Annotated in this window: 16 protein-coding genes and 1 riboswitch; of the genes, 9 read left to right on the top strand and 7 right to left on the bottom strand. The window is 46.3% G+C overall.

Going from position 1 to position 17,730, the window contains the following annotated elements; translation table 11 throughout:
• The first annotated feature begins 224 nt into the window (after positions 1-224).
• The 3 genes from MUN34_RS11315 to MUN34_RS11325 are packed head-to-tail and all read left to right on the top strand — an operon-like array spanning position 225 to position 3,200.
• Positions 225-938, top strand: coding sequence for an IspD/TarI family cytidylyltransferase (locus tag MUN34_RS11315; RefSeq protein ID WP_026829555.1), 714 nt, complete (start codon positions 225-227; stop codon positions 936-938).
• Positions 935-1,960 (top strand): ribitol-5-phosphate dehydrogenase, encoded by a 1,026-nt coding sequence (locus MUN34_RS11320; protein WP_026829554.1) that lies wholly within the window; start codon positions 935-937, stop codon positions 1,958-1,960. Before MUN34_RS11315 ends, MUN34_RS11320 begins: the two co-directional genes overlap by 4 nt.
• A gap of 31 nt (positions 1,961-1,991) precedes the next feature.
• Positions 1,992-3,200, top strand: a complete 1,209-nt coding sequence (locus tag MUN34_RS11325; RefSeq protein ID WP_247857815.1) for a CDP-glycerol glycerophosphotransferase family protein — start codon at positions 1,992-1,994, stop codon at positions 3,198-3,200.
• Positions 3,201-3,400: 200 nt separating this feature from the next.
• Here MUN34_RS11325 and MUN34_RS11330 read toward each other — a convergent pair whose 3' ends face one another.
• The 4 genes from MUN34_RS11330 to MUN34_RS11345 all read right to left on the bottom strand — a co-directional run bounded on the left by MUN34_RS11330 (position 3,401) and on the right by MUN34_RS11345 (position 7,061).
• Positions 3,401-3,958 (bottom strand): nitroreductase family protein, encoded by a 558-nt coding sequence (locus MUN34_RS11330; protein WP_247857816.1) that lies wholly within the window; start codon positions 3,956-3,958, stop codon positions 3,401-3,403.
• A gap of 89 nt (positions 3,959-4,047) precedes the next feature.
• Positions 4,048-4,584, bottom strand: coding sequence for a hypothetical protein (locus MUN34_RS11335; RefSeq protein ID WP_026829551.1), 537 nt, complete (start codon positions 4,582-4,584; stop codon positions 4,048-4,050).
• A gap of 122 nt (positions 4,585-4,706) precedes the next feature.
• The gene (locus MUN34_RS11340) at positions 4,707-6,392 is read right to left on the bottom strand and encodes a DHA2 family efflux MFS transporter permease subunit (RefSeq protein ID WP_247857817.1); all 1,686 of its coding nucleotides are present in this window, start codon (positions 6,390-6,392) and stop codon (positions 4,707-4,709) included.
• 12 nt (positions 6,393-6,404) lie between these two features.
• A complete protein-coding gene (locus tag MUN34_RS11345) occupies positions 6,405-7,061 on the bottom strand; it encodes an HlyD family secretion protein (protein ID WP_026829549.1) in 657 nt (218 codons plus the stop codon).
• Between the two features lie 195 nt (positions 7,062-7,256).
• On the opposite strand from MUN34_RS11345, the gene MUN34_RS11350 reads away from it, so the two are divergent.
• Positions 7,257-7,865, top strand: coding sequence for a TetR/AcrR family transcriptional regulator (locus MUN34_RS11350; RefSeq protein ID WP_247857818.1), 609 nt, complete (start codon positions 7,257-7,259; stop codon positions 7,863-7,865).
• A gap of 61 nt (positions 7,866-7,926) precedes the next feature.
• On the opposite strand, the gene MUN34_RS11355 is transcribed toward MUN34_RS11350, so the two are convergent.
• Positions 7,927-9,018, bottom strand: coding sequence for a diguanylate cyclase (locus tag MUN34_RS11355; protein ID WP_247857819.1), 1,092 nt, complete (start codon positions 9,016-9,018; stop codon positions 7,927-7,929).
• 188 nt (positions 9,019-9,206) lie between these two features.
• A complete protein-coding gene (locus tag MUN34_RS11360; RefSeq protein ID WP_247857820.1) occupies positions 9,207-9,656 on the bottom strand; it encodes a MarR family winged helix-turn-helix transcriptional regulator in 450 nt (149 codons plus the stop codon).
• 174 nt (positions 9,657-9,830) lie between these two features.
• A riboswitch (Lysine riboswitch) is annotated at positions 9,831-10,015 on the top strand.
• 132 nt (positions 10,016-10,147) lie between these two features.
• Between MUN34_RS11360 and MUN34_RS11365 the strand changes: the two genes are divergently transcribed.
• The 5 genes from MUN34_RS11365 to bcaP all read left to right on the top strand — a co-directional run bounded on the left by MUN34_RS11365 (position 10,148) and on the right by bcaP (position 15,975).
• The gene (locus MUN34_RS11365; RefSeq protein WP_026829545.1) at positions 10,148-11,626 is read left to right on the top strand and encodes an amino acid permease; all 1,479 of its coding nucleotides are present in this window, start codon (positions 10,148-10,150) and stop codon (positions 11,624-11,626) included.
• Between the two features lie 127 nt (positions 11,627-11,753).
• Positions 11,754-11,936 (top strand): SoxR reducing system RseC family protein, encoded by a 183-nt coding sequence (locus MUN34_RS11370; protein WP_247857821.1) that lies wholly within the window; start codon positions 11,754-11,756, stop codon positions 11,934-11,936.
• 69 nt (positions 11,937-12,005) lie between these two features.
• A complete protein-coding gene (msrA, locus tag MUN34_RS11375) occupies positions 12,006-12,953 on the top strand; it encodes a peptide-methionine (S)-S-oxide reductase MsrA (protein ID WP_247857822.1) in 948 nt (315 codons plus the stop codon).
• A 67-nt stretch (positions 12,954-13,020) separates the two neighbouring features.
• Positions 13,021-14,310 carry a DUF2252 domain-containing protein gene (locus tag MUN34_RS11380; protein ID WP_247857823.1) on the top strand — a complete coding sequence of 430 codons (1,290 nt, stop codon included), beginning with the start codon at positions 13,021-13,023 and terminating at the stop codon, positions 14,308-14,310.
• A 231-nt stretch (positions 14,311-14,541) separates the two neighbouring features.
• A complete protein-coding gene (gene bcaP, locus MUN34_RS11385; RefSeq protein WP_026829541.1) occupies positions 14,542-15,975 on the top strand; it encodes a branched-chain amino acid transporter BcaP in 1,434 nt (477 codons plus the stop codon).
• Between the two features lie 63 nt (positions 15,976-16,038).
• Here bcaP and MUN34_RS11390 read toward each other — a convergent pair whose 3' ends face one another.
• Positions 16,039-17,697 (bottom strand): glycerol-3-phosphate dehydrogenase/oxidase, encoded by a 1,659-nt coding sequence (locus MUN34_RS11390; RefSeq protein WP_026829540.1) that lies wholly within the window; start codon positions 17,695-17,697, stop codon positions 16,039-16,041.
• Positions 17,698-17,730 lie beyond the last annotated feature (33 nt).

Below are 17,730 nucleotides of genomic sequence, written 5' to 3' on the forward strand. Positions count from 1 at the left end.
GTGATATTAGAAATCACCCATCATTATATCGTGATGGTGCAAAAAAAATAGAACTTTGTCTATTTTTTTTGGTTTGGTGGATAGAATCGTCAAAAAAAGACCATATTGTGAGACATACCCACATCGCTGGTAAGTGGAAACAAAAAAACTTTTTAAATAAGGGAGGGAAGCGAAGTGACCCATGGCAGCGCCATTGTCTATGGATGGGAACTTTGCGATACAAGATGATTTATGCAGCAATCTTAGCTGGCGGAAAAGGAACAAGAATGGGGAATGTCGATCGTCCTAAACAATTCCTTTCAATCGGAGAACGTCCGATTCTCGTGCATACCGTTGAAAAGTTTCTGTTACACGAAGATTTTGATCAAATCATCATTGTGACTCCAACGGCCTGGATCAACTATACACGTGATATCTTGGAGAAATATATTGGAACCGATGAGCGGATTGTCATCACGGCAGGCGGAAGTGACCGCAACGAATCCATCATGGCAGCCATCAACTGGATCGAAAATAAAAATGGTTTATCAGACGAGGATGTCATCGTCACACATGATGCGGTCCGTCCGTTCTTGACGCACCGGATCATCAAAGAAAACATTTCGACAGCACTCGAATACGGAGCATGCGATACGGTCATCTCAGCCATCGATACGATTGTCGCCTCGACAGACGGAAAAACGATTTCCGATATTCCAGTCCGTGATCAAATGTATCAAGGACAGACGCCGCAAAGTTTCCAAATCACAAAGCTGAAAAATCATTACGAAGCATTATCAACCGATGAGCGGGCGATTCTGACAGACGCATGTAAGATTCTTTTGCTCAAAGGTGAAGCGGTCGCGCTCGTCACAGGTGAATTGTTCAACATCAAAGTAACGACGCCGTACGATCTCCGCATCGCCAATGCTATTTTGAAGGAGCGGATTCACCAATGATTAACCAAGTCTACCAACTCGTGGCGCCACGCCAAATCGAGGTGACGTATGACGAACGGTCACTCAATTCAGACCGGGTCGTCGTTCGCCCGACGTTCTTATCGATTTGTCATGCGGATCAACGCTACTTTACGGGAAGCCGCAGTGCGGAAGTGTTAGCGAAGAAGTTACCAATGGCGATGATTCATGAAGGCATTGGTAAGGTAGTCCATGATCCGTCCGGAACGTTTAAAATCGGTACATTGGTGGCGATGGTTCCGAACACACCAGCGGAAACGGATGACATCATCGGGGAAAACTACTTGCGGACAAGCCGTTTCCGCTCGAGTGGTTATGACGGTTATATGCAGGATTATGTGTTCATCAAGCCTGATCGTCTCGTCGAAGTACCTGCTGATCTGGATCCGGAAGTCGCAGCATTCACGGAGCTTGTCAGTGTGTCCGTTCATGCCATGACACGTTTCGATCAGATCGCCCACAGCCGTCGTGAAACATTCGGCGTCTGGGGAGACGGAAACCTCGGGTTCATCACCGCGTTGATGTTACGTAAATTATATCCGGAAGCGAAATTGCTTGTTTTCGGAAAAACGCAATCTAAGCTGGATTACTTCTCGTTTGCGGATGAGACGTATCATATCGATCAAATTCCAGACGATGTCTCGTTTAATCATGGATTTGAATGTGTCGGTGGAATCGGCAGTCAATATGCGATCAATCAGATGATTGATTACATCATTCCTGAAGGGACGATGGCATTGCTTGGTGTTTCGGAAGAACCGGTCGCTGTCAACACACGGATGATTCTTGAAAAAGGTTTACGTGTCTATGGATCAAGTCGGAGCACCCCGGCTGATTTCGCACGGACGATGGAATTGTATCAGCTGTATCCAGATATTCCGGCCTATTTGTCGAACCTCGTGTCCGGTGTATTCCAGATTCGCCAAATCGAAGATATTCATCAAGCGTTTGAAAGTGATTTGACGAATCGTTTCGGTAAAACCGTCATGGAATGGTGCATGTAACAATGAAAGTAGGAAGAGAAGGGATCACGTTATGAAACAGAAATTACGTTTGATTCAGCGACGAACGGTCCATTATTTGCTTGTGGTGACGTATTGGATCTCGAAGTTTTTTCCGGTACAGACAAAAAAAGTCGTCTTCGCGACGTATCGTTCCGATAAGCTCGTCGATAACTTCCGCGCTGTTTATGATGAACTTGAAAGCCGGGAACTCGGATTTCAGTATGTGTTTTTATTGAAACGGTTCCCGCAAAATTTAATGGGACAAATCAAATACGTCTTCCATATGATGCGTGCGACATACGAGCTGGCGACGGCCCGGTACTTTATCATTGATGACTATTATTATCCCGTTTATGTCTCGACGTTACGTAAAGGAACAGAAGTCATCCAGCTGTGGCACGCCTGTGGGGCATTCAAGAAGTTTGGTTACAGTGTCCTCGATAAGTCTTATTCACCGGATGACGATTATTTGAAGATGGTAGCTATCCACCGCAACTATTCGAAAGTCTATGTTTCGGGAGAAGCTTGCATCGCGCCGTTTGCAGAAGCTTTTGGCATGGATTCAACCCGGATTCATCCATTTGGTGTTCCGCGGACGGATCAGTTGTTAAATCGGGAGCGGCAAGTTCAAATTGAGCATAAACTGTATGATCAGTATCCAGAATGGCGGTCGAAAAAGCTGATTCTACTGGCACCGACGTTCCGTGGGAATGGGCAAACAACCGCCCATTACGATCAGGAGCTGGATTTCCGGCAGTTCCGTGAACAACTGGGACCGGATCATATTCTGTTGTTACGGATGCACCCGTTTGTCTTGAACCGACCGGTCGTGCCGGCAGAGTTTTCGAATCAAATCATCGATATGACGGATTATCCGGACATCAATGACTTGATGCAGGTGGCGGATATTTTAGTGACGGATTATTCTTCTGTTATTTTTGAATTTGCTTTGCTGAAGAAACCGATCATCTTCCTCGTTAACGATTTGAACTCATATAAGGAAGAACGTGATTTTTACTTCCCGTACGAATCGTTTGTACCGGGACCTGTTGTCTCGTCATTCAATGACGTCATTTCCTGGATCAAGGCGAACCAGTTCGAACCGGAACAGATTGAAGAGTTTGCGGGCCGGTTCTTTACGTATCAAGATGGACAGGCGACGAACCGAATTGTCGATCATATTTTGACGGGAGCGCTTCCTGATGCGCCGATGCGTCCGGAAGAACTGAAGACCGTTTGATTTAATCGAAGCGGATGAACCAGAACAGAGGTAGTGGATATTAAATCCGCCACCTCTGTTTGTCGTTCAGAATCAGGCATCAAAAAAGCGTCCATCTTTCACGATTCCGTTTGGGGAGGGAATGAGAAGATGGGCGCTTTAACTGATTTTATGGGGCTTGATTGGCGCGAGCAGGGGTAGCCCGCAGAATGCGCACCGGTTTAGAAGTGCGTTAACTTGTCACGTGCAGCCGTTCGTTTTTTCAGCGGGGGAACCAAGGCAGGCCATCCGAATTGAATGACTCCTGCGACACGTTCATTTTCTGAAGCACCGATCATGTCGGCATATTCATCCGTGAACCAATGTTTTCCACTTTTCCAACAACAGCCTAAACCCAGTTCAGTCGCGAGGAGTTGAATATTTTGAATCATGGCAGCGGTCGCGAGTAAATCTTCCATCTGCTGATCTTCTGTTCCTTTTACTTCATATAAAACAGTCAAGTAAACAGGGACATCAGCAAATTTTTGACGCATCATCTGACGTTGTTCGTCTGTTTTTTGATCCAGTTGACCACGCTCAGCAAGCAACGTCATCAATTGATCGACATACCGTACTTGGCTTTCTTCGTTTGCCAGGACGAATCGCCAAGGTTCACGCAATTTATGAGTTGGTGCATAAATAGCGGCTTCGAGAATTTCTTCAATCATCTCGTTTGGAATCGGTTGATTCGTATAAGCACGCACAGACCGTCGTTCTAAAATCAGTTGTCGGGCGTTCATAGTAATCATCTCCTGACGTAAGTACTCTTAGAATATAATTGATAACGATTATCATTGTCAATGATTAATTAAAAAAACGCTGGTTCAAATCAGCGTTTTTCAGGTGTGGAAGCTATTTTTTTCTTAAGTTGGCGAATCCGAAACAAGGCAAACAAGTAGTGTGCAAAATAGAGAGTGAAGCCAAAGAAAACCGCCATCATCACGTTAATCTGCACGCCGGGTACGACCGTCAAATTCACATAAAGGAGCACACCCATCGAGAAGGTATAAAGTGCAGCTTCAAGTATCTGCGGCATCATCCGATTTTTTTTGAGGAAGAACGAACGGACAATCGGCAGGATGACGAAGCTGACGAGCCGGTCGAGCAGGCCGATGACAAGTATGCTGATGATGATGGACAAAGGCCCTGCGAAGTATAATAAGTTCGGAAATAAGACGTAAGAAACGAGCAGTAACGGTCCGATCAACAGAAAGATAGACACGGACGCTCGAAAAAAGATGAACAGACTGTTGATACTGATTAGAAAGGCACGTGTGACCTTTTGAGACCAGGATGAAGGTCGTCCGACTTGCCAGGCGAAACAACAGGCGAAAATGAACGCATAGAACTGCAGAAAGGCAACCATAAAGCAACTCCTTTTAGATATGAAACTCAATGACCCTAGTGTAGCGATTTTATGAAGGAAGTGCAAAGGCAAACAACTAAAAACCCGTTGACGATGTGCCGCCAACGGGTCCAAGAAAAGTCTTAATCGAGATTTGGTTCTTTTTTTCCATGCATGAAAAGCGACAAGATCAAAGCGAGTGCAGATAAGACCGTCGCAACCCAAAAGGCATCCGTGATTCCGCTGATCGTGGCTTGTTTCGTCAACTGCGTCATCCAACTGACGGATGCGGCTTGCGGACTGCCCAACTGTTGTCCAAGCTCATTCAAATGCTGTGAAAGTGTTGGATCAAGTGTCGTAAATTGATTGGCGTCATCGGCGAGGTGAGCCGTTGTTTGTCGTGTCATGACCGTGACGAGAATCGCTGTCCCAATCGAACCTGCGACCTGACGCAACGTATTTTGTGTCGCATTACCGTGTGGAATCATCTTCATCGGTAAGGCGTTCATACCGGCTGTCATGATCGGCATCATGATGAAAGCCATTCCGAACGACCGAAGCATATAAATGCCCATGATTGAATTGTAAGACGTGTCCATATCGAGTTGTGTCAATTCCCACGTTCCGTAGGTCATTAACGTTAATCCGAAAATCGCGAGCGGTCGGATACCGAACCGGTCAAACAGTCGACCGGCAATCGGTCCCGTGATTCCCATGATCAGTGATCCGGGTAACAACAAGAGACCGGAATCAATCGGTGAGAAACCGCGAATACTCTGCAAGTAAATCGGAAGCAGGAGCATCCCGCCAAACAACGCCATCGTGACGATGATATTGATGAATAAAGTGAACGAAAACTCCGGCACTTTCAACACACGGATATTCAACATCGGATCATCCATTGAAAGTTCGCGAAGGGCAAACGCTGCAATCCCTAAGATACCGATCAAAATCGTGCTGATGACGAGCGGGCTATCCCAACCGTCATTGCCGGCTTCACTGAATCCGTACAACAGGCTTCCGAAACCGATCGTACTGAAGACAACACCGAGCGCATCGAATTTCGGTTTCGATAAAGGCTGCACGAGTTTGAACCAGGCGACACCAAGTAACAGTGTCAAAAGACCGAAAAAGGCCATTCCGTAAAACATGACATGCCAATCGTAATTCTGAATAACATAGCCGGTAATCGTCGGACCGATTGCGGGAGCAAGAATCATCGCGATTCCGAGCATCCCCATCGCCGCGCCGCGTTTATGCGGCGGGAACAGAGTCATGAAGACATTCGAACCGAGTGGCATCAAAATACCGGCACCGGCTGCTTGCACGACTCGTCCGATCATCATGACGGGAAAGTTCATCGCCATCGAACAAATGATGGAGCCGAAGAAGAACAACGTCATGGAAACGAGGAACAATTGGCGGAACGTATAACTCCGCATTAAAAAGGCACTGATCGGAATCAAGATACCATTGACGAGCATGAAACCGGTCGTCAACCATTGTGCTGTCGAGGTCGAGACGTTAAAATCGTTGATTAAGACAGGTAAAGCGACATTGATCAGCGTTTGATTCAAAATCGCGATAAACATCCCAATCAAGAGAACCGTCAAGACTTTTGGAATACTGATATCTGCCGTCGCGAGCGGCGGCCGTTCTTGCACTTGCGGTGCAGGTGGTACAGGAACGCTATCGAGATGGTCGAGCTGCATCTCGTCAAGAGGAACATCACCAGCCACGGCTGGACGTGCACGCCGGACAATCAGGTTGACACCGATGATCGTGACAACCATAAAGGCGATGTATCCAAAAAGGAAGGTCGTAGACATAGACGTCCCTCCTTAATCCTTATGAATGCGGACGGTCACATTCATACCAGGTCGAATGTCGAGTGATTTTTCTTGTGACAGTGAGACTTTGACGGGAATGACTTGCGCAACTTTCGTATAGTTGGCAGTTCCGTTTGAAGACGGCATCATCGAAAATGTTCCAGCCGTCGTCATACCGATTTGTTCGACTTCACCGGATAACGTCGTGTCCGGATAGCTGTCCACATAAACATCAACAGTCTGTCCGACTTTGACTTCATCGATATCAGTTTCTTCGACGTTTGCTGTTACCCAAAGCTCATTTAAGTTAAAACCGTAAGCGAGCGGTGTTCCTGCTCCAACGACGCCGTTTTCTGTCGCCATCGACTGAACGACTGTTGCTTTTGTTGGCATAGAGACCGCTGTACTGACCGGTTTTTGACCGGCTTGCGCCATCATGACGTGACCAAGTGTCGCGTCACTGTCGAGCGTTTGACCTGTTTTTGCTGTCCAGTCTGTCAGTTTACCGGCACCGGGGCTGGCAATCGTAATCATTTTTCCGTCAATCTTTGCGTTGTCTGTTTTCACATAGCTTGTCGCTTGATCGTAATAGTAATAGCCGATCGCGCCTCCGCCGATTAAAACAACCAGTGTCAAAATGTTAATCAGTAATACTTTTTTCATGTTCATGATATGAAATGCATCCTTTCTTCCGTATACTCTGAGTTCCCCAGTCGTAACATAAAAAATACTCCTCTGGGGGAGGAGTAGTTAATATAGTTAATTATATGGAGAAGGAATCAACATACAACCGACAATTTCCGACAAAGTGTTGGAAAAGTCGATGATAGCGGATACAATATCAAAAAAAGGTGGTTCTAGTAGATGAATCCAGGACAAGATCCACGACCAAAACGGTCACGTGACCGTATTACAAAAGAATTGTTTCGTTTGCTTGACCATCATCCTTTTTCGACGATCACAGTCAAGATGTTGACGGATGGGGCGGCAGTCAATCGATCGACCTTCTATGCGCACTTTACAGATAAATATGATTTGATGAATCAGATCGTAGACGATCATATGCGGCTTCTTGTGGAAGCAATCCGGATTCAGGGGACCGGATCACCAGATTATCCATCGCTCGATCGGGTCAGCCGTTATTTCGAACGCCTTTTTATCCATATTGAACAACATGAACAATTTTACCGGACGATGTTGTTGAATGGTCCGGTAAAAACGTTCATTTCGCGCTTTTTGGATACATTAAAAGAAAATTATCAACGTGTGTTTGAAGCACATGCGGTGAATGAAACCCAACTGGTCGATCGTGATTTACTATTGAATTACGTGATCGGCGGACAGCTCGGATTATTGATTTCCTGGTTACGAAACGGCCGTCCTTATTCAGCGGCATATATGGCGGATCAACTCAGCCGGATGATTGTTTTTGGAACGGTCAAGAGTATCGGTTTTCCGGAACAATCGACTTGAAAAGCGCAAAAGAATCTCTAAAAAAGACGCCCTTTCGCCGAACGACGCGAAAGGGCGGGGATCAGGCTTGTTCGAGTTCCAGTTGTTTGGTGTAAATCGTACTCCGGTTTCGTCCGCTGCCTTTCGAATGGTATAGCGCCTTATCTGCCTGCTGTAAGGCTTCAAGAGATGAGTGGGAACTGCTCGAATGTGCGATACCAAGGGAAATCGTAATTTGTAAATCAGGAACCGCTGTCGTCGGGAAAAGATTCCGGGCGACAGTCATCCGGGCGAGCTCGGAGATTTTTTTCGCTTCATCAACGGACGTATCCGGCAAGATGATTAAAAACTCTTCACCGCCATACCGACCGACTAAATCGTCCGGACGGGCGAGAGAAGCAAGAGTCGTACCGAGTTGGCGCAAGACATCATCGCCTGCATCGTGACCATATGTATCGTTGACATGTTTAAAGAAGTCGATATCAATCAAGACGAGGGAATAGCCGTCTTCCGCAGATCCGACAAGGGATAAGGAGTCATCCAGCCGGCGCCGGTTGGCGAGACCGGTCAAGGCATCCGTCATCGCGAGTTTTTGTTGATACTGAATGTTCTCAAAGTGGCGACGGAGTTCTGTCAATAAATGATAGGTTACAAAACCAGCAATCAAATTAAAGAAGATATATGCCACCGATACTTTAAAGAATGTCGACCAACTATGGGTCAACAGATAGATGGCGGGTAAAGAACACAAGATTCCGATGCCAATCATCAACTCAAAATTCCAAAATGTCATGTGGACGTAGCGTCTGACGACACTAATCGTGAGGATGAACAGGCTGATGACGATCGCCGAAAGAATCGCCGCATCGATTTGGTCGAGCGGTGTGATCGCAAAACGAGTTCCGATGATCATCAGACCGGTTACGATGGCGCTCGGTAATCCACCGAACATCATAGCGATGGCGACCGGGATAATCCGTAAGTCAACCCGCGCTACATCGATCTGAATGCTGTTGAACATCAAGAGAACAGCGATGAGACCGGCTGCTCCTCCTAAGAAAAGTCGCGTTTTTACATGTGTTTTAGGGGTGATCCTCGGTTGGTTTCGAAAGGGTAGAAACAAAAGAGTGATCGTTGTGAACAGTAGACAAAAATTGATGATGAAATTATTCATGATGGACAACAAATCCTCCCAGCTCCTCGTAAACGCATTTCCGTAACATATTTCCAGTATACTCATTTTACTAACGGCAAGAAATGGAAAAATGTTTAGAGAAACATGATAAGTCGACAAAAAAGACAAAGTACACAGTCAAGTGAACTTTGTCAGAGGAAAAATAAATATTTTTTTGAAAATAATTTTTAGGAAGAAATCGCCTCTTCATCCATCGTTAAAAGGATCTTATCGAAGACATGAACCATCGCATGGAGTTCTTCTTCCGTAAGTGTACCAAAACGGTCTTGGAGATATTTACGGCGTACGACTTCAAGTTCGCGGAAAGCGGCTTCGCCTTCGTCCGTCAATGCTAAAACAATCGATCTTCTGTCGTCTGTCGAGCGCGTCCGTGTGACGAATCCGGCTTTGAACAGACGATCAGTCAAAGCTGTTACCTGACTTGTCGCAAGCTCAAACTGTTCTGCGAGTAGAGTCGGACGTTGGGGACCATTTTCGGACAGACTGCGCAAAATGAAAAATTCACTCCGCGTCGCGGTTCCTTCAAATAGTCGGTTGAGTTCACGGCGTAATGTCCGGAGAATGACCCGCATTTGTTCCTCTAATCGATAGGTCAGTTGATCACGTTCTTGTGGCATTCAAGCAACATCCTTTCTCTCGGTTAACTTCTATAGTTTAGTGTACTAAAAATTACGGAATTTTACCATGAATAGAGGGTGTTTCAAAAAAAGAATTGACAATTTAAAGACGTTTTGTGTAATATGACGATGTAATAACGAAATTATAATTAACTTAATTAGTTCTCACTCAACCAGTGGGATGGAGGTTGCAGTTCTTATAAGTACAGTCACGGATGTCGTCAAGCGGCAGATGAGGTGATTGAAAAGGAAGAATTGCCGAAATCAATCATCGCTTTGAAGATGATCGATTGGGATTAGATCGAACAGGTCTAATACTGTCACAGGTCAGATATGACTTGTGGGGAGCTATCTTTCACGACGGTAGAATGGGGCGCATCCTTTTACTATGTTGCGTTCTCATCTTCCTTCTGGAAGGTGAGGGCGCTTTTTGTTTTTTTTGATTCAAAAAGTGTCCTCTCAAAAATTTAAAAAAGAGAGAAGCGAATAAGATGAATACTTTACAACCCCAAAGAAAACTCGATTCAACCGAAGAAGGATTAAAACGTGGCCTGCAAGCCCGTCACATGTCGATGATTGCGATTGGCGGTGCTATCGGAACCGGACTCTTCATCGCATCCGGTGCATCTGTTGCCGCTGCCGGTCCGGGCGGTGCCTTGTTGTCGTATGCCGTCGTCGGATTAATGGTGTACTTTTTAATGACAAGTCTTGGTGAGATGGCAGCTTATATGCCGGTCGCCGGTTCATTTTCCACATACGGTGCAAAATTCGTTGATCCGTCGTTTGGTTTTGCGTTAGGTTGGAACTACTGGTACAACTGGGCAGTGACGATTGCCGTTGAACTCGTTGCAGCACAAATCGTCATGACATACTGGTTCCCTGATGTTCCAGGTTTTTATTTCAGCGCCATCTTCTTGTTACTGATGATTGGTTTGAACTACTTCTCCGTTAAAGGATTTGGTGAAGCAGAATACTGGTTCGCCATGATTAAAGTTGTCACAGTCATTATCTTCTTGATTGTCGGAGTCGCCATGATCTTTGGTGTCTTCACATCAGAAGCACCGGTCGGCTTTAAAAACTTTGCACTAGGTGACGCACCGTTCGTCGGAGGCATTCCAGCCGTCATCGGTATCATCTTAGTTGCCGGTTTCAGTTTTCAGGGAACAGAACTTGTCGGAATCGCGGCAGGTGAATCAGAAGATCCGGAAAAAAATGTCCCGAAAGCTGTTAAACAAGTCTTTTGGCGGATTCTTCTCTTTTATGTGTTTGCGATTTTTGTCATCGGAATGTTGATTCCGTATACAAGTCCGAACCTGGTTTCAAACGATATTACCGATGTAGCAGTCAGCCCGTTTACACTCGTCTTTGAAAAAGCCGGTCTCGCTTTCTCGGCAGCCTTGATGAACGCCGTCATCTTGACGTCTGTTTTATCAGCAGGAAACTCTGGGATGTACGCATCGACACGGATGCTGTATACATTGGCACGCCAAGGTGATGCCCCGAAATTATTCGCACAAGTCTCGAAAAACGGTGTACCCCGTAATGCCTTGCTCGCAACAGGCGCAATCGGCGCACTTTGCTTCCTGACTTCGATGTTTGGCGGTCAAGTCTACCTGTGGTTGTTGAATGCTTCCGGTATGACCGGCTTCATCGCGTGGCTCGGAATCGCCATCAGCCATTACCGTTTCCGTAAAGGGTTCCTCGCGCAAGGTCATTCGTTAAGCGACCTGCCATACGTTGCACCTGCTTTCCCGTTTGGACCGCTCTTTGCCTTCGGACTTTGTTTCCTTGTCATCGTAGGTCAAAACTATGCCGCGTTCCTCGCAGATCAAATTGATTGGGTTGGAATCGCCGCGACATATGTTGGTATTCCGTTATTCCTTGCTTTCTGGTTAGGTCATAAATTTAAAAATCGGACATCAGTCGTTCCTTATTCAGAAATGGAATTCCCGAAACATCCGCGTCCGTAAGTTAAAAGTCGATTCCGTTTCAAACGGAGTCGACTTTTTTGATGTATGTTAAAAAAAGAAATAATTCTTAAAACGTATCAAGTAGTAAAAAATCGTTTAAGATAAAAGAAAAATGGAGGCGACCTCAGTGAACTATTGGTATCACTTTAAACGGGCATTCATCCCGATTGCGATTTTGCTTGTAACGTTAGCGATCTATCAGATGCTGTACCGCATGAATAACATGTGGTATTCGCTTGGTGGATTGATTTTAGTGTTTGCGGCGATTTATTTTGTCATGCGCCGCTTAAAAGCGAATCCCGAAGATTGACTGAGCAAGATAGTAGGGTAGCGGCACGGAACGCGTTAAAATAGGCATATACAGAGGAGGGGAAGCTAGATGGCAAAAGCAATATTCGCAGGTGGCTGTTTTTGGTGCATGGTTAAGCCATTTCATAAATATGATGGCGTCGAACAAGTCATTTCCGGTTATACAGGTGGTCATACAGAAAACCCGACTTACAAAGAGGTCTGTTCGGAAACAACAGGACATTTAGAAGCGGTCGAAGTCACGTATGATCCGTCTGTCATCACATACGATGAGTTACTTGAAATTTTTTGGCGGCAAATCGATCCGACGGATGGCGGCGGGCAGTTCAACGACCGCGGTCAATCGTACGAACCGGCAATCTTTTATATCGATGAAGAACAAAAACAAGCGGCAGAACGTTCGAAAGCGGCGCTTGATGCCTCCGGGCGTTTCTCACGTCCGGTAGCCGTCGACATCCGTCCGGCAAAACCGTTTTGGCCGGCGGAAGACTACCATCAGGATTATTACAAAAAAAATCCGTTCCGTTATCAGATGTACAGTGTCGGATCGGGACGTGCTAAATTCGTCAAGGAAGCCTGGAAGGATCAAGGCAAGGAACAGGAACTAAAACAACGTCTGACACCGATCCAGTACAAAGTCACACAGGAAAACGGAACTGAGCCGGCTTTCCGCAATGAATATTGGGATGAGGAACGACCGGGTCTTTATGTTGATATCGTCGACGGAACTCCACTTTTTACGTCAAAAGATAAGTTTAACTCGAATTGCGGATGGCCGAGTTTCGCCAAACCGATTTCAGAGGACAAGATGGAAGTTGAACTCGATACGACACACGGTATGACACGGACAGAAGTCCGTTCTGCTAATGCGGACAGTCATCTTGGTCACATCTTTGATGACGGTCCGACCGAACTTGGCGGTCTCCGCTACTGCATCAATTCAGCAGCACTCCGGTTTATTCCGGTAGAAGAGCTTGATTCGGCAGGATATGGGGAATATAAAAAACACTTCGAATGAAGGTAACAGTCAGACAGCAAAGCGGATTCGTTTTGCTGTCTTTTTTCTAGAAAAAGGAGGGTTTTGCATGTTCACACAAGTCTATGAAGAAATTCGGCAGCTGACAATTGCGAAAGTATTGGATTTTTACGATCATGAAGTCCGTGGACTGGATGAAGCCGCACGGCAAACGAAGTATCAAAAGATGAGTGCAAGTCCGTTTCTCTTTTTCCGCGGCAGTTCCCATTTGTTTTATTATGATTTGACACGCATTCCGCTCGGATTTGATACGCCGGCTGAGACACCAACCTGGATTCAAGGAGATCTCCACTTCGAAAACTTTGGGGTTCATGGCAATGCCAAGGGCGAAATCATTTATGATGTCAATGACTTTGATGAAGGTTATCTCGGCTCTTATTTGTATGATTTGATCCGGATGGCGGTCTCCGTTCAATTATTCGCGGAAGAAGCAGGGTATGATGCAGAGCCGGCGATTGCCGCCTATATTCAACATTACTTAGATGACTTACGCCAATATGCCAAAGGTAAAAATCCAAGCAAGGTCTGTTTTACGATCGACAACACGAAAGGACCAATCCGTAAGCTGATCAAAAAAGCGGAGAAAAAGAAGGCTGAATTACTCGGAGAACGGACGACGGTCGTCGATGGGCAACGCCAGTTCACCGATTTACCGGATATGAAGCGGCTCGATACCTCGACTTACGCAGCCATTGAAGCCGTTTGGCCGGAGTACATCGCATCGATTGATCCTGAAGATCGGCAAGAGGACGGATTCTACGACATTAAGGATATCGTCTATAAACTCGACAGCGGGACAGCTTCGATCGGCCTTGAGCGGTATTATATTTTGGTCGAAGGAAAAGGCGGAGAGCATGAAGACTTGATTCTTGAGATGAAGCAAGCCCAGTCTTCTGTGCCGTCTTTGTTTGTACCGGTTTATTTGCAGGAGGTGGAGACGGTTCACCAAGGTCGTCGTATCATCACTTCACAAAAGGCGATGCAGGCACATGAAGATCCGTATCTCGGTTACGTAACGATGCAGGGGAAAGAATATTATGTACGGGAACGTTCTCCATACAAAAAAAAGTTGAAAGCAAAACACATTAAAAGCCAGTATGACCTCGAAAACGTCCTTTCGATTCAAGGTCAAATTACCGCCAAAATCCATGCACGGGCCGATATGGATGCAGGAATTGATATGGAAGTTTTAAACCATCATGCGGACGTCGTCATCATCGAATCGATTGGGGTATCGGATGCAGAATTCACCCGTCAAATTCATCGGTGGTCGAGTGCCTATGCAGCACGGACAACGCTTGATTTCCAAGTGTTTTTAAGTTGGTTAGCTACGCGTTAAACACTATTTTCGAAGACCTTTTTTTAGACAAAGATTCCTTCTGAATACCAGTTCATACTGGTTTAAGAAGGGATTTTTTGATGGTTTGAAAATCATGTAAGCGGAACGCAATTCACAAATGGGTCTAATGACCTATATCAATTTATCTGAAAACTTCGTAAATTTTGGATTAAGTAATTGCAAAACATTTTTTGTAATTCGAACTAAACACACAACAGGGGGAGTATCATCATGAGTTTGACGCGGAAAAAAGATGTTTCCGCTATGATTGCTGCGAGTCAGCGTAATAACGGACTTGCTCGAAATCTTGGCGCGATGGATTTAACGTTTTTAGGAATTGGCGCCATCATTGGTACGGGGATTTTCGTCCTAACCGGAACAGGAGCATTGACAGCAGGACCTGGTCTTATCGTCTCATTCATTTTATCTGCCATTGCCTGTGGGTTAGCGGCACTCGCTTATGCGGAATTCGCTTCGACGATTCCAGTCAGTGGTTCCGTCTACACGTACACGTATGCCACGATGGGAGAAATCTTTGCCTGGATCATCGGATGGAACTTAATTTTGGAATATGGACTCGCCTCCAGTGCCGTTGCGGCAGGGTGGTCCGGTTACTTCCAGTCCTTACTCGGCGGATTTGGGATCCATCTTCCGACAGCAATCTCAGCAGCTCCAGGTGCGGTAGAAGGTGCAAAAACATTCTTCAACTTACCGGCCTTCCTGATTTTACTTGCAATCACAGGCTTGTTATCGATGGGAATCAAGGAAACAAAACGTGTCAACAACATCATGGTTATCATTAAGTTAGCAGTCGTTGTCTTGTTCATCGTCGTCGGTGTCGGCTATGTTGAACCAACGAACTGGGCACCATTTACACCATTCGGATGGGGCGGCGTCTTCTCTGGAGCAGCCATCGTCTTCTTTGCTTACATCGGTTTTGATGCCGTCACATCGGCAGCAGAAGAAGTACGTGAGCCACAAAAGAACTTACCACGTGGTATCATCGGTTCTCTTGCTGTCTGTACAGTCCTTTACGTTATCGTGGCAGCCATCATGACAGGAATCGTCCCGTACCAAAAATTTGCGGGCGTCGATCACCCGGTCTCACTCGCCATTCAAATGGCAGGACAAAACTGGGTCGCAGGTTTCATCGATTTAGGTGCGATTCTCGGAATCACAACAGTCATCCTCGTCATGACATACGGAATGGTACGTTTAGCGTTCGCCATCTCACGTGACGGAATGTTCCCGAAAGTATTTTCAGAAGTACATCCGAAATACAAAACGCCGTTCAAAGCAACATGGATGATTGGTCTTGGTAGTGCGACAGTCGCAGGACTCGTTCCACTCGATGTCATCGCAAACCTCGTCAACATGGGGACACTCGCAGCATTCGTTTTAATCTCTGTTGCTGTCTTGATCCTTCGTAAAACACAACCGGATCTTCCACGTGCATTTAAATGTCCGGGAATGCCGTACGTGCCGATTGCAGCGATCGCTTCTTGTCTCTTCTTGATGTTCAACTTGAAACTCGAAACATGGATTGCTTTCTTCATCTGGCTTGCGATTGGACTTGTCCTTTACTTCGCCTTTGCCCGGAAGAACTCAAATCTGGAACCGGGAAATATGCCGGCTACTGAAATCGCAGCTTCAGACGAAAAATAAAAAAATGCGATCCCGTTAAGGGGTCGCATTTTTTTGTAGTGATAGGAGATAACTGATACTAGGTTAAGACGGTAAAGACGTTTTGATTCGAACCGCATCAAACTCACGTTGGATGCTGGCGTTGGCTTTAGCTTCTTCTTCTGCCGACCAACCGAGTTCGCTTCGCATCAAAGCGAGGACGCCGTCGGCATGTTTTTCAGCATTAGGATAATCAAAGAAGACGGCAGAGGCACGTCGATTCAAGAAATCACCCGGTTGCATGACGAGTTCTGCTTCGAGTCCGTATAACAGTCCTCCGAACCAGTGGAGGGGAAGTTGATAACGCTCTGCTTCACTGCCACGCGAGCGAATCAATTCAAAGACACGTTCGACATCCGTGCCATAACGTTGAATCAGCCAGGTTGCTTCCTTTGGAGACAGTCCAAGTGCTTCACCTTTAGGTTGCTGTTCTTTCAAGTAACGGACAAATCCTTTACTGCCGTCAGGATGACCACCGCCCAGTAAAATGTCGTGTGTCCGGGAAGCGAGATAAATCCGGTTCTCCTCCTCCTTGAACTGATTGGCGACCATATCGATGATTCGTTCCGCCATCTTCCGGTAGCCCGTCAATTTTCCGCCGGCAATCGACATCAATCCGGATTTCGAGACAAAGATTTCATCTTTGCGCGATAATTCACTCGGATCTTTGCCGTCTTCATGAATCAACGGACGTAAGCCGGACCATGTCGATTCGACGTGGTCCGCGTGCAAATCGACGTTGAACATCTGATTCGTCGCATCCAGGATATAGTCCCGGTCTTCTTCCGTCACACCGGGTTCTAGAATGTCGCCTTGGTAATTCGTGTCCGTCGTGCCGACGTACGTTTTTCCTTCGCGTGGAATCGCAAAAATCATCCGTCCATCCGCTACATCAAAGTAGACAGCTTGTTGCAGTGGGAAGTGGGCTTGGTCGATGACGAGATGGATTCCCTTCGTCAAATGAAGCGACTTACCTGATTTTGAGCCGTCTTTTTCGCGTAATTCATCGACCCAAGGACCGGTCGCATTGATGATTTTTTTCGCGCGAATCGTATAGGTCTTTCCAGTTAAGACATCCTGAACTTCAACCCCGACGACTTTTCCGTTGTGATAGACAAGTGATTGTGCCTTCGTATAGTTGACGGCGCGTCCACCGTATCCGACTGCAGCTTTTAAGACTTCGACCGTCAATCGGGCGTCATCCGTTTTGTATTCGACATAACGGCCGCCTCCGACCAGATGTTCTGACCGTAAAAGCGGTTCATAACGAAGCGTTTCTTCTTTAGATAACATCGTCCGTCGTTCATGGCGTCGGACGCCTGCCAGTTGATCGTAAACCCGCAGACCAATCGACGTCGAAAAGTTGCCGAATGTCCCACCTTCGACAAGCGGTAACATCATCCATTCAGGTGTCGTGACGTGAGGCGCATTTTCATAAACGATGGCCCGTTCTTTCCCGACTTCTGCGACTAACTTAATTTCAAATTGCTTCAAATAACGTAAGCCCCCGTGAACGAGTTTCGTCGAGCGGCTTGATGTGCCTTCTGCGAAATCCTGCATCTCAATCAACCCGGTCCGCATACCCCGGCTTTGAGCATCGAGTAAAATCCCTGCACCTGTAATGCCACCACCAATGACCAATACATCGAGCAATTCTTGTCCCATCTCTTCTAACCATGCGGTTCGTTCCGTACTTGAAAACATGCATTTTTCCCCCTGTTCGTCTGAAGTGGATTA

This window comes from Exiguobacterium sp. 17-1 (assembly GCF_023096305.1).
Taxonomy (GTDB): domain Bacteria; phylum Bacillota; class Bacilli; order Exiguobacteriales; family Exiguobacteriaceae; genus Exiguobacterium_A; species Exiguobacterium_A sibiricum_A.

What these genes read in the sequence shown, in the direction of transcription:
- MUN34_RS11345 (WP_026829549.1), bottom strand. Translation starts at nt 7,061, where the DNA reads ATGAACATGAAAAAAGTATTACTGATTAACATTTTGACACTGGTTGTT.
- MUN34_RS11380 (WP_247857823.1), top strand. Translation starts at nt 13,021, where the DNA reads ATGTTCACACAAGTCTATGAAGAAATTCGGCAGCTGACAATTGCGAAA.
- MUN34_RS11390 (WP_026829540.1), bottom strand. Translation starts at nt 17,697, where the DNA reads ATGTTTTCAAGTACGGAACGAACCGCATGGTTAGAAGAGATGGGACAA.
- MUN34_RS11330 (WP_247857816.1), bottom strand. Translation starts at nt 3,958, where the DNA reads ATGAACGCCCGACAACTGATTTTAGAACGACGGTCTGTGCGTGCTTAT.
- MUN34_RS11360 (WP_247857820.1), bottom strand. Translation starts at nt 9,656, where the DNA reads ATGCCACAAGAACGTGATCAACTGACCTATCGATTAGAGGAACAAATG.
- MUN34_RS11340 (WP_247857817.1), bottom strand. Translation starts at nt 6,392, where the DNA reads ATGTCTACGACCTTCCTTTTTGGATACATCGCCTTTATGGTTGTCACG.
- bcaP (WP_026829541.1), top strand. Translation starts at nt 14,542, where the DNA reads ATGAGTTTGACGCGGAAAAAAGATGTTTCCGCTATGATTGCTGCGAGT.
- MUN34_RS11325 (WP_247857815.1), top strand. Translation starts at nt 1,992, where the DNA reads ATGAAACAGAAATTACGTTTGATTCAGCGACGAACGGTCCATTATTTG.
- MUN34_RS11335 (WP_026829551.1), bottom strand. Translation starts at nt 4,584, where the DNA reads ATGGTTGCCTTTCTGCAGTTCTATGCGTTCATTTTCGCCTGTTGTTTC.
- MUN34_RS11315 (WP_026829555.1), top strand. Translation starts at nt 225, where the DNA reads ATGATTTATGCAGCAATCTTAGCTGGCGGAAAAGGAACAAGAATGGGG.
- MUN34_RS11350 (WP_247857818.1), top strand. Translation starts at nt 7,257, where the DNA reads ATGAATCCAGGACAAGATCCACGACCAAAACGGTCACGTGACCGTATT.
- MUN34_RS11355 (WP_247857819.1), bottom strand. Translation starts at nt 9,018, where the DNA reads ATGAATAATTTCATCATCAATTTTTGTCTACTGTTCACAACGATCACT.
- MUN34_RS11365 (WP_026829545.1), top strand. Translation starts at nt 10,148, where the DNA reads ATGAATACTTTACAACCCCAAAGAAAACTCGATTCAACCGAAGAAGGA.
- msrA (WP_247857822.1), top strand. Translation starts at nt 12,006, where the DNA reads ATGGCAAAAGCAATATTCGCAGGTGGCTGTTTTTGGTGCATGGTTAAG.
- MUN34_RS11320 (WP_026829554.1), top strand. Translation starts at nt 935, where the DNA reads ATGATTAACCAAGTCTACCAACTCGTGGCGCCACGCCAAATCGAGGTG.